This window comes from Archangium sp., from assembly GCF_036277355.1.
Classification (GTDB): Bacteria; Myxococcota; Myxococcia; order Myxococcales; family Myxococcaceae; genus Archangium.
In genome coordinates this window covers 61,414-72,081 of the sequence record NZ_DASUNC010000040.1, presented here as the reverse complement: position 1 = coordinate 72,081, position 10,668 = coordinate 61,414, and the positions used below count along the sequence as shown (strand labels likewise).

11 protein-coding genes are annotated in these 10,668 nt (G+C 69.9%); 3 read left to right on the top strand and 8 right to left on the bottom strand.

What is annotated here, in order from left to right:
* The 4 genes from VFZ09_RS10055 to VFZ09_RS10040 all read right to left on the bottom strand — a co-directional run.
* Positions 1-750 (bottom strand): protein kinase domain-containing protein (locus tag VFZ09_RS10055; RefSeq protein ID WP_329727298.1); only part of this gene is annotated, 750 nt, incomplete at its 3' end.
* A 236-nt stretch (positions 751-986) separates the two neighbouring features.
* Positions 987-1,373 (bottom strand): translation initiation factor, encoded by a 387-nt coding sequence (locus VFZ09_RS10050; protein WP_329727297.1) that lies wholly within the window; start codon positions 1,371-1,373, stop codon positions 987-989.
* 13 nt (positions 1,374-1,386) lie between these two features.
* On the bottom strand, positions 1,387-2,730 hold the full coding sequence (locus tag VFZ09_RS10045; RefSeq protein WP_329727296.1) for a thioredoxin domain-containing protein: 1,344 nt from the start codon (positions 2,728-2,730) through the stop codon (positions 1,387-1,389).
* Positions 2,727-3,053 (bottom strand): cupin domain-containing protein, encoded by a 327-nt coding sequence (locus VFZ09_RS10040; protein ID WP_329727295.1) that lies wholly within the window; start codon positions 3,051-3,053, stop codon positions 2,727-2,729. The genes VFZ09_RS10045 and VFZ09_RS10040 overlap by 4 nt, the downstream gene beginning before the upstream one ends.
* Positions 3,054-3,091: 38 nt before the next feature.
* On the opposite strand from VFZ09_RS10040, the gene VFZ09_RS10035 reads away from it, so the two are divergent.
* A complete protein-coding gene (locus VFZ09_RS10035) occupies positions 3,092-4,153 on the top strand; it encodes a YgfZ/GcvT domain-containing protein (protein WP_329727294.1) in 1,062 nt (353 codons plus the stop codon).
* A gap of 391 nt (positions 4,154-4,544) precedes the next feature.
* Here the strand turns inward: VFZ09_RS10035 and hppD are convergent, their stop codons facing one another.
* Both hppD and maiA read right to left on the bottom strand, forming a co-directional pair.
* Complete coding sequence (gene hppD / locus VFZ09_RS10030; RefSeq protein ID WP_329727299.1) at positions 4,545-5,708, bottom strand: 4-hydroxyphenylpyruvate dioxygenase; 1,164 nt, start codon at positions 5,706-5,708, stop codon at positions 4,545-4,547.
* 16 nt (positions 5,709-5,724) lie between these two features.
* Positions 5,725-6,405, bottom strand: coding sequence for a maleylacetoacetate isomerase (maiA, locus tag VFZ09_RS10025; protein ID WP_329727293.1), 681 nt, complete (start codon positions 6,403-6,405; stop codon positions 5,725-5,727).
* A 102-nt stretch (positions 6,406-6,507) separates the two neighbouring features.
* Between maiA and VFZ09_RS10020 the strand changes: the two genes are divergently transcribed.
* The gene (locus VFZ09_RS10020; protein ID WP_329727292.1) at positions 6,508-7,089 is read left to right on the top strand and encodes a TIGR02265 family protein; all 582 of its coding nucleotides are present in this window, start codon (positions 6,508-6,510) and stop codon (positions 7,087-7,089) included.
* Positions 7,090-7,092: 3 nt separating this feature from the next.
* On the opposite strand, the gene VFZ09_RS10015 is transcribed toward VFZ09_RS10020, so the two are convergent.
* Positions 7,093-8,148, bottom strand: coding sequence for a hypothetical protein (locus VFZ09_RS10015; RefSeq protein WP_329727291.1), 1,056 nt, complete (start codon positions 8,146-8,148; stop codon positions 7,093-7,095).
* A 220-nt stretch (positions 8,149-8,368) separates the two neighbouring features.
* Entirely contained in the window at positions 8,369-8,911 is a 543-nt protein-coding gene (locus tag VFZ09_RS10010) for an HYR domain-containing protein (protein WP_329727290.1), read from the bottom strand.
* 353 nt (positions 8,912-9,264) lie between these two features.
* Here VFZ09_RS10010 and VFZ09_RS10005 point away from each other — a divergent pair, with 353 nt between their 5' ends.
* Complete coding sequence (locus VFZ09_RS10005) at positions 9,265-10,662, top strand: efflux RND transporter periplasmic adaptor subunit (RefSeq protein ID WP_329727289.1); 1,398 nt, start codon at positions 9,265-9,267, stop codon at positions 10,660-10,662.
* Positions 10,663-10,668: the final 6 nt, after the last annotated feature.

Sequence of the window (10,668 nt, the reverse complement as noted above, 5' to 3'; positions counted from 1 at the left end):
CGCCCACAGGTCGTCCCGGAGGCTCGCCGCGTAGGCCTCGTGGGGCTTGCACTCGCGCTGGAAGCGCCACGCCTCCGGGGCGCGCAGCAGGGGAATGTTGGGCAACATTCCTCCCGACACCTCGAGCGCCCCCGGGAAGGTGCCCACCCCATAGTCCACCAGCACCGCGTGCCCGTCCTCCTGCACCACCACGTTGTCCGGCTTGAGGTCTCGGTGCACCACGCCCACCGCGTGCGCCACCCCCAACTGCTCCGCCAGCGCCAGCACCGCCCGGGCCGCCCACGCCGCCCCGGGGTTGTGGCGCTCCACGTACGTGTCCATGGGCAGGCCGGGCACGTAGGGGGTGGCGACGTAGAGGAAGAGCGGCCCGGCCTCCGGGTGCTCGCCGTGGTGCCCATGGCAGTCCACCTCCACCAGCTGCACCCGGTGCAGCCGCAGCAGCACCTCCAACTCGCGCCACGCCCACGCGCCCGCGTGCGGCAGGTACAGCAGCTTGAGCGCGTACAGCCTCTCGCCACGCCGGGCGCGGAACACCGTGCCGTAGCTGCCCGCCCCCAGGCGCTCCTCCAGGGTGAAGCCCGCCACCCCCTCCCCCACCTTCGGTAGGAATTCCTCTTGCGCCCCGGGCCGGCACAGCCGGTTGCGCAGCTGCCGCCACCGCCACCGGGCCACGGCCTGACGCCGCTGCTCCGTACGCCCCACCGCTGCCTGCTCCATGCGCACCACCTCCGAGGTGGGGCAGCGTAGCATGACGCCCCCCGTCACCGGCCGCGCGTGGGCCTTCCTCACCACGGGAGCGCGTCCCCGGGAGGCCCTCTCACTGGTAGACGTCTACCAGTGGTGTGGGTGGATGTGTGCCTCCGATGGTAGACGTCTACCACTGAAGGGCCCTCTGGGGCCACTCGGGACGGGAGCCGCTCCGGCAATCCGCGGCCTGTCTGAGGGGGTCGTGCCGACGCATCCACGCGCTGGAACGAGCGAAGCGCTCACCCCACCGTGACGCGGCGCACGCCGCGGGCCTCCAGGAGCGCGGGGAGGCGCTCGCGCTGGTCGCCCTGCAGCACCAGGGTGTCCTCCTCCACCGTGCCCCCGCAGCCCAGGCCCCCCTTGAGGGCCTTGAGCCACTTCTCCAGCTCGGCGGCGGGCAGCCCCAGCTGCTCCACCACCGTCACCTCCTTGCCGCCCCGCCCCTTGCGCTCCATGCGCACCACGGCGCGCGCGGGGCCCTTGGGCCCTTCAGGCTCCTTGGCCTTCACGGGCGCGGGAGCCGGCCCCGCGGGCAGCTCCTCGCGCTTGAGGCCGAGCGCGGCGAAGGGGTTGTGGAAGGGCGCCGCCGGAGCGGGCGCCTCGGGCTTCTTGTCGCGCTTGCCCATGGCGTCCGTCCGCTCAGTGGGGGTGATCGTGCGCCTGCAGCGCCTGCTGCGCGGGCGCGGGCAGCACCTTGAAGGCCGCCGCGTCCGGGTTCCCGTCCGCCATGATGAGGGCGTAGAGGAACGACGGGATGGCTTGCGCCTCGCGGCCGTTGATGACCACCAGCGGCGTGCCGTGCAAGTCGTGCTGCCGGGCGAACGCGATGTCCTCCGCCAGCTTCTTCTCCGTCTCCGCGCTGGAGATGCACGCCTCGAGCTGCGAGCGCGTCACGGTGCCCGAGGACATGATGCTCAGCACGTTCTGCGCATTGAGCGTGGCCTGGGCGGCGAAGAGCTTCTCGCGCAGCTCCCAGTAGTCCGGAGCGTCCTCGGTGCAGATCTGCGCCTTGGCGGCGAGGCAGCGGGTGCCGGAGCCATCGGTGGCCTGCGGGGGCATGGTGCGGTTGCACTGGGAGTCGAGCGGGAACTGGCGCGCCTCCAGCGACAGCTTGCCCTCGGGGAGGCGCTTCTTCATGAGGGCGAGCACCTCCACCAGGTTCTTGCAGTGGGGGCAGCGGCTGTCCGTCCACTCCACCATCTTCACCGGCGCGTTCTCCGGGCCGTAGCGGCGGCGCGTGGCGGACGGGGCCGGCAGCGGCGTGTCATTCTTGTAGCGGGCGAGCGCGTTGGCCACGGCCTGCTGCTCGGGCTGGGACAGGCTGGTCAGGTACGCCTCCAGCGAGCCGGGCGCGGCGGTGGAGGTCATGGTGGCCACCTTCTCCACGGCGGCGCTGGCCTTGGGCGTCTGCATGCCGGGCATCAGCAGCGCCACGTAGGCGGCGGCGGCGAAGCCTCCCGACCACTGGAGCGTCCGGCCCCACTCCCCGGCCTGCGGCAGCACCGGACCGGGCAGGCCCTTCCAGGCCACGGCGGCGAAGGAGAGCGTGAGGGCGTAGGTGGCCAGACACGTGGGACACAACGCCCCGGCGCTCGCGCTGGCGAGCCCGAAGACGAGGCTGGCCCCCACACCGGCCACGGCCGTCAGACGCAGGCCGTTGGTGGCGGGACGCACGGTGTGCCCGTTGCTCCGCCACACCAGGAAGAGCGCCGAGAGCGCCACGGCGACGATGCCCCACACCAGGCCGAGCGCGGCCACCGGCATGCCCAGCCGCTCGTGCACGCCGCTGGCGAAGGCGGAGTTCCACACCGTCTCGCAGTTGATCTTCTCGGAGATGCCGCAGGCGGTGGTCCCACCGCCGCGCAGGGTGAGGAGCTCCTTCCACTGGTAGATGGAGAGCGCGGCCTCGGCGAGGCCCAGGCCCAGCAGCGCCGCGGCACCGCGGACGGGGACAGGAGGGGGCGGATTGGCCTTCTTGCTCATGCGTGCTCCGGAGGGGGGGTCATCAGGACGAGGAGGCGGGCGTTGTCGGGGCCGTCATTGGTGACGCCGTGTTCGACGCCCGCGGGTGCGAAGAGAGCGGCGCCGGGGCCATGCGAGGCCTCGTCCGCGCCGATGCGGAAGCGGCACCGCCCCTCGAGGACGAGGTACACCTTGTCCGAGGTGGCGTGCCGGTGGGGCTTCTGACTCTGGCCGGGCGTCAGGCAGTACACGTCCAGGAAGAAGCGCTCGGACTTGAAGAGGTTGAGCTTCTGGAGCTTCTCGGCCGAGAAGCCCATGAAGTCCGACAGGTGTCTCACATCCATCGTGGCATTCACTCCCGGGCCTCTATATAGCGACGGTCATGGAACCGCTGTCTCTGCATTTTCTTCATGAGCAGGCAGGAGCCCATTTCCTGGAGGTCCATGGCCGGGAGGCCGTGGCCGACTACGGGGACGTGGAAGCCGAGTACCGGGCGGCCCGGCAGGCGGTGGCCCTCCATGATGCCACCTACCGGGAAGCGCTGCGCATAACCGGCGAGGACCGCATCAGCTTCCTGCATGGGATGGTGACGCAGGACGTGAAGGGGCTGGCGGCCGGGGTGGCGACCTACGCGGCGATGATCACCGTGAAGGGCTCCATGGTAGGTGACGCCCGTATCCTGCGGCGCGAGGCGGATCTGCTGCTGGACGTGGAGCCCGGGATGGGCGCCAAGGTCCAGGAATTCCTGGGGAAATTCCTCATCTCCGAGGACGCCGAGCTGCACGAGGCCACGGGCGAGCTGGGGGTCCTGAGGCTGCTCGGACCCCGGACGGCCGAGCTGATGGGCGCCGTGTCGGGCGGTCCCTTCGCCCCCCTGCCCCCGGACGCCACCCGGCCCCTGTCCCTGGCGGGGCAGGAGGTCCTGGCGGTGGGTCGCCCCGGACAGGAGGGCGTGGACCTGCTGGTGCCTCGGGGAGGGCTGGAGGCGGTGTGGAAGGCGCTGGTGGCGGCGGGTGCGGCCTTCGGGCTGAAACCGCTGGGTTGGCGGGCGCACGAGATGCTGCGGGTGGAGGCGGGGGTGCCGCGCTACGGACAGGACATGGTGGAGACCACCATCCCGCTGGAGGCGAACCTCACGAACGCCATCTCGTACAACAAGGGCTGCTACATCGGGCAGGAGGTGATTGCCCGAGCCACCTTCCGGGGCCACATGAACCGGAAGCTCGCGGGCCTGCTGCTGGGGAGCACCGAGCCGGCACCGGGCACCGAGCTGAAGAAGGACGGCAAGAAGGTGGGCTGGGTGACGAGCGTGGTGCGCTCGCCGCTGAAGGGACAGACGGTGGCACTGGGGTACGTGCACCGGGACTACCTGGAGCCGGGCACGGTGCTGGCGGTGGGCGACGGACCGGCCGAGGCCACCGTGGCGGCCCTGCCCTTCTCCTGAGCCACTCCGCCCGAACCTCACGAGGCCCTTGCTCCTTCGCCGTGCCCAATTTCCCCTCGCCCTCCGGGAGAGGGACGGGGTGAGGGTATTTGAGTCACCCGGCCATTGCTCCCATTTGACTTCCGGGTACGTGGTGTGGTTCGGCTCGTCGAACCTGACCTACTCGAGCGGCCCGAACGCGTTCAACGAGACCGGCACCGTTCACCCGCTCTACGGACGGGTACTACAACCACTTCAACGACGCCTATAACACCGGCCCCCTGCAGGTAGTGCACGGGCCGTGGGCCACGGGTTGGAGCACGGGCCCCGATACCCTCACCCCGACCCTCTCCCGAAGGGAGAGGGGATAGGGGGACAGTGAGGAGCAAGGGGACTGAGGGGACAGTGGGGCTCAGGCCCGCCCTTCCGCGTTCTGCTGACGCTCAATGCTCTCGAACAGCGCTCGGAAGTTGCCGCCTCCGAAGCCCTGGTCTCCCTTGCGCTGGATGATCTCGTAGAAGAACGGGCCCGCCCCCGGATCCTTGTAGAGCGACGCCGCGTCCTTCATGAAGATCTGCAGCAGGTAGCTGTGCTCCCCCGCGCCGTCCACGAGCACCTCCAGGTCGCGCAGCACCTGGATGTCCTCGTCGATCTTCTTGATGCCCAGGTCCTGGATGCGCTGGGGCAGCGCGTCGTAGTACGTGCCCGGCGTAGGCATGAAGGAGATGCCCGCCTTCTCGCGCATGTCCTTCACCGCGGTGAGGATGTCCTTCACCACCAGCGCCAGGTGCTGCACCCCGTCACCCTTGTGGTCCTCGTTGAAGATGTTGATCTGCGAGGCCTTGAAGAAGGGCCGCAACGGCTCGTTGTTGGCGAACTTCACCCGGCTCACCGGATCCCACATCACCTCCGAGCGCAGCCCCGAGCCGTGCGCGCGCTTCTGCTGCGCGGCCACGTCTTCCGTGTGGAATTGAATCTCCCAGAACTTCTCGAAGCCCATCACGTGCTCCATCCACAGGAGCATCGGCTTCATGGTCTGGAAGTTGGACGTGATGTGGTCGATGTGCGTGAAGCCGTAGCGGTTGTTGCCCCCGCGCGGCTTCTCGTGCTGCACGAAGCCCGGGTAGAGCGCCTTGTAGCCATCCCGCTGGATGAAGCGGAACGTCGTGTCACCAAACGGCGTGGTGATGGAGAACTGCGCCAGCTTGCCGCCCTTGTCGTCCGTGTAGCGCTGGATGTCCGTGATGAAGGTGGCGCCGCGCTGCTCCAACAGGCGGTACGTCTTGTCGATGTCCTCCACCTGGTAGTTGAGCGTGCCCACCCCGTCCGGGTGCTTGCGCAGGAAGCGCCACGCGCGGCCCCCCTCGCCCACCGGCTGGCTCACCACCAACACCACGTTGCCCGCCTGGAAGACGGCCGACTTCTGCCGGCCCTCCTTCTCCAGCTGCGGCGAGGACACGCCCTGCTCGGCGAAATCCAACCCGTCCACGTAGAAGCGCCGGCTGCGCTCCAGGTCGTGCACGTACCAGTGGACGCTCTCCAACCCCTTGATGCCCAGCGACTCGAGCTTCGCCATCATCGACTCCTTCGATTCAAGCCGGCACCGCGTCGGGCTGCCGGTCCGCATGTGCCGCCTGGAAGGCGGGAAGGCTGGCGCACGCCGCTTCAATACGGGTGAGCAGCGCGTACGGCCCCAGGTCTACTCCGAAACGCCGGGCCCCGTAGAGTTGGGGAACCAGGCAGATGTCCGCGAAGGACACTGCGTCCCCCAGGCAGTACGCGCCCGCCGTCTCCTGCACGGCCGCCTGGAAGGCCGCCAGGCCCCGGTCGATCCAATAGGCGCACCACGCCTTGTCGTCCCCCTTCAGCTCGCCCTTGATGCGCTGCAGCACGGACAGGTTCTGCAACGGTTGGATCCCCGAGTTCACCATCTCCGACAACATCCGGCAGCGCGCCCGGAGGAAGGGATCGGCCGGCAGCAGGGCGGGCGAGGGATGACGCTCCTCCAGGTACTCGAGGATGGCCATGGACTGGCCCAGGCGGTGCACCTTGCCGCCCTCGGTGACCTCCAGCGTGGGCACGGTGCGCATGGGATTGACGGCGCGGTAGGCGTCGGAGTTCTGCTCGCCTCCGTCCCGCACCAGGTGCACGGGCACGTACTCGTACGGCAGGCCCTTGAGATTGAGCGCGATGCGCACGCGCCAGGAGCACGACGAGCGCCAGTAGCTGTAGAGCTTCACGGTTTCACCACCTTCTGGAGGTGGATGTGTCATGCCGGAATCCCCCACTCCGAGTAAAGGTTGGATAGTCATCCCCTACCCGGAGTCCCGATTTCTCGACCCGGCGTGATGTACCGGTAAGCTGTCACTCCAGCCATGCCCTCGAACAAGAACGAGCTCGCAGCCCGCATCGCCCTCACCAAGCCCACGGACTCCGTGCGGGGCATCTTCTTCCGGGTCGTGTTCGAGCTCATCGAACGCAAGGGAGGCCCCCAGGCCCTGCGCCAGGTGCGCAGCGGCTCGCTGGCCAAGGACATCGCGGACCTGCGGACCTACCCCGCCTCGGACTACCTCACCATGCTCTACGGCGCGGCGGACGCGCTCGAGGGGCAGCTGGGCAACGAGAACAGGGTCTTCAACGCCTGCGGCCGCGCGTGCGTGCAGAACTTCTCCACCGGCCCGGGCCAGGTCGTCTTCGGCATCCTCGGCAAGGGGGACCCGCAGCGGCTCTTCGCCCAGACGCGCGTGGCCTTCAGCACCGTGGTGACGTACGGCAAGCGCGAGCACAGCCCCGCCGGCCCCAAGGGCTGCATCCTCAGCTACCGCGGCGACATGCAGCCGGCGGCCTACCACGTGGGCATCTTCGAGGGCGCGCTCGAGGCCCTCGGCTTCAAGGGCACCGTGAGGGCCAACGTGCTCGGCCTGGACTCGGTGGACTACCAGATCAACTGGGAATGAGGCTCACTCCAGGCAGGTGAGCGTCAGCTCCATCACGCCCACCAGGCGCTCACCCACCGAGGCCCAGCAGTAGAAGCGGTAGTCGCGGCCCTCCACCCCGTGGAGGTGGCTGCCGAACGTCACCGACTCACCGGCGTAGGCGAGGCTGTCGGCGCGAACCTCGCCCCGCGTCACCAGGTAGCGCGCCTCCGGGTTGCCCACCAGCTGGCGCAGCAGCGAGCCCGCCAGCCCCGACAGGCCGCTCATCACCACCGCCACCGGCAGCACCGGGTGCATGGCGAAGTGGCCCTTGCACAGCTCCGCGCTCACCGGGCCCAGCGTCGCCTTCAGGCACTCCCCGTCCCGCACGTAGCCGTGCAGCGGCGGCGGCTGGCGGTGGGGGTTGGTCCGCATCGCGGCGAAGTCGCCGGACGTGCAGCGCGGCCCGCGCTCGGCCCGGGGCTCGCGGCGCATCTCCTGGCGCGCCCCCTGGAAGAGGCGCAGGAAGGCCGCCGCGGACAGCACGTTGTAGTCCACCTCCAGCGAGAAGAGCGCCTGGCCCCGCGCGTCCGTCAGCCGCGTCTGGGCCGTGGCCATGCGCTTGTCCCGGAACTCCGCCTTCGCCGTGCCCACCAGCAGCTCGGTGGCCCGGGGCAGCGGGCCCGCGTGCAACCGCTCCAGCCGCGCGCGCCGCGCCAGGTAGTAGTGCTGCCCCTCCTTGGGATTCACCAGCGACGACGCACACGAGCCCAGAATCGCCAGGTGCCGCCCCACCTCCGCCGCGTTGATGGGCGAGGCCTCGCCCCCCGTCTCCTGCTCCACCGGCACCCGCGCCGTCAGCTCGCCCTCGCCCACCGCCCGCACCTCGCTCAGCGCGTAGTACGGATCCCTCACGCAGATGCGCGCGAACAGCTCCTGCCGGTTCAGCTCCTCGGGAAGCCGCGGCGTCTCCGGCATGAAGTGCACCGGCTCTCCCCACACGCTGGCCAGCGCGGGCGGGGCCATCGCGACGATGGCGGGCGTGGACCGCGAGGACCGGGGGGGGACGGCCAGAGACGAATGCTGCTGTGCGTTACCCATACTTCTTCCCTCGTGTTGGAGCCTCCGGGGGGCAGAGGACTCTTGGGACACAGAGAGGTGTCGGTTCCGACACACCGTGGGTGGACTCTAACCCACTCCCCCAAACTCAGGTAGGGGAAAAATTTGCCGTGAGCCCAAACCTCGTCATGGGCCGGACAGGCGGGCCAGGAAAGCTGATGGGAACTGGGAGCTTTCCCGGCCCGGTGTCACGCGCCGGACGCTACGGCAGGGAGATGGCGGCGCTCACGCGGATGCCGAAGTCGCACGAGGCGGTGTTGCCGGACGCGTCCGTGGCGGTGCACGTGACGTTCGTCAGGCCTGGCAGGAAGAGCGAGCCGGAGGGCCGCGAGCAGGTGACGGTCGCCGGGCCGTGGTCCGGGTCATGGCTGCCGTTGTCCACGCTGGCGTAGCCCTGGCAGGAAGCATCCGCGGGCACGGTGACGTCACGGCAGAGGGCCACCGGCGGCAGGTTGCCCGGAGGCACCTCGCAGGTGAGGTCCACCGAGGCGGAGGCGGTGTTGTTGTCCTCGCGGCACTCGGCGTCGCGGCCCGAGCCCGTGCCGTCATCGTCCACGCGGACGAAGAGCTCGGCGGTGCCGGAGCCGGGAGAGGCCACGGAGGTGGTGACGAGGACGTCCGTGCCCGCGGGCAGCGCCTCGGCGAGCCGGGCCACGGCGAGCAGCGTGCCGCCCGAGGCCGGGTTCCCCGCGGAGAAGGCCACCTTCAGGCCCGCCGCCGCCGTCGCCTGGCCCTGGTTGCGCACGCGCGCGGGTTGAGCCTCCCGAAATCCCTCTCCGCTCGGAAATATTTCGTCATCTCCTCGAAGCGCGCGGTTAACAACCGGTGTGCATCTTCCAGGATGCGACCCGGGAGCAAGCGTCCAACCGTCCCTGAATGGTCAGGCGGTGAGACCTCGTCCCCCTCCAAGTGCTCCCGGGTCGTATCTTCTTGTTTCACGCCCTGTTCATCAGTGAGCCGGAGAAGATCCCCTGACGAGAGAGGCATCGCTCGGCGGACCTGACGCAGGGCAAGCGGCCATGATGGCGGACCTCGCCCGTCATCTTTCGTAATAACGGCGAGATTCACCGAAACATCGCGACGCATAGATCTCGGCCCATGAGGTCAACGACCGAGCTACCGCGACGCGAAGAGCAGTCCCCTCCCCTCCAGCCCAGGTCCCTGCCGGTGGAAGACACCCGGCGCTGGCACCTGCCCGCCCGGTGGCCCTTGTGGCTGGGCGTCATCGCCGTGGTGGTGGCCGCGGGCGTGTGGCTGCTCGAGCCCAAGGCGAAGGACCCGGCCGCCAGCTTCGAGACGGCGGCGGTGCAGCGGCGCGATGTCGAGTCGCGCGTGACGGCGACGGGCACCGTGTCCGCCCTGGTGACGGTCCAGGTCGGCAGCCAGGTGTCCGGCCGTATCCAGGAAATCCTCGTCGACTACAACTCGCCGGTGAAGAAGGGCCAGGTGATTGCCCGCATCGATCCGCAGCTGCTCCAAGCCGCGGTGGAGCGGTCCCGGGCCAACCTCATCGCCGCGAGGGCCAACGTGCAGAAGGCGCGCGTGGAGGCGGACAACTCCCGCCGCCAGGCCGAGCGCTCCAAGACGCTGCGTGACCAGCAGTTCATCTCCCAGTCGGAGCTGGACACCGCCGAGTCCGCCGCCCAGGTGTCCCAGGCCCAGGTGACCTCGGCCGAGGCCGCGCTGGCCCAGGCCCAGGCGGCACTCAACGAGGCGGAGGTCAACCTGCGCTACGCCACCATCGTGTCGCCCACCGACGGCATCGTCATCTCGCGCAGCGTGGACGTGGGCCAGACGGTGGCGGCCTCGCTGCAGGCCCCCACCCTGTTCACCATCGCCGAGGACCTGCGCAAGATGCAGGTGGACACCAGCGTGGCCGAGTCCGACGTGGGCCGGCTCCAGGACGGCATGCGCGCCACCTTCACCGTGGATGCCTGGCCGGGGGTGAACTTCGAGGGCGTCATCCGGCAGATCCGCAACGCCTCGCAGACGGTGCAGAACGTCGTCACCTATGACGCCGTCATCGACGTGGCCAACCCGGAGCTGAAGCTCAAGCCGGGCATGACAGCCAATGTCACCTTCGTCACCGCGCACCGGGAGAACGTGGTGACCGTGCCCAACGCGGCGCTGCGCTTCCGGCCTCCAGCGCCTCCCGAGGGAGCGGCCCCGCAGGGCCCTGGCGTGGGCGGTGCGGGTGCTCCGAATGGCCCGGGAGCGTTCGAGAAGCCCGCCCCCGGCACCAAGACGGTGTTCGTGCTGCGCGACGGGAAGCCCCGGCCCGTGCGCGTGAAGCCCGGCGTGACGGACGGCACGTACACGGAGGTGGAGGGCGAGCTGCGCGAGGGAGCTCAGGTCATCACCGCCATGGCCGCGGGCGCGCAGTCCACGCAGGGCACGAGCCAGGGCTCCGGCCAACGGACGGGCGGCATGGGTGGCATGGGTGGCATGGGCGGCGGCAGGTCCGGTGGGGGATTCCGTCCCCCGGGGCCCTTCTAGGCAGGC

Bases quoted from the DNA above. Each gene is read 5' to 3' on its own strand.
- VFZ09_RS10040 (WP_329727295.1), bottom strand. From the start codon at position 3,053: ATGGATGTGAGACACCTGTCGGACTTCATGGGCTTCTCGGCCGAGAAG.
- maiA (WP_329727293.1), bottom strand. From the start codon at position 6,405: ATGACACATCCACCTCCAGAAGGTGGTGAAACCGTGAAGCTCTACAGC.
- VFZ09_RS10015 (WP_329727291.1), bottom strand. From the start codon at position 8,148: ATGGGTAACGCACAGCAGCATTCGTCTCTGGCCGTCCCCCCCCGGTCC.
- VFZ09_RS10045 (WP_329727296.1), bottom strand. From the start codon at position 2,730: ATGAGCAAGAAGGCCAATCCGCCCCCTCCTGTCCCCGTCCGCGGTGCC.
- VFZ09_RS10050 (WP_329727297.1), bottom strand. From the start codon at position 1,373: ATGGGCAAGCGCGACAAGAAGCCCGAGGCGCCCGCTCCGGCGGCGCCC.
- VFZ09_RS10035 (WP_329727294.1), top strand. From the start codon at position 3,092: ATGGAACCGCTGTCTCTGCATTTTCTTCATGAGCAGGCAGGAGCCCAT.
- VFZ09_RS10020 (WP_329727292.1), top strand. From the start codon at position 6,508: ATGCCCTCGAACAAGAACGAGCTCGCAGCCCGCATCGCCCTCACCAAG.
- VFZ09_RS10005 (WP_329727289.1), top strand. From the start codon at position 9,265: ATGAGGTCAACGACCGAGCTACCGCGACGCGAAGAGCAGTCCCCTCCC.
- hppD (WP_329727299.1), bottom strand. From the start codon at position 5,708: ATGGCGAAGCTCGAGTCGCTGGGCATCAAGGGGTTGGAGAGCGTCCAC.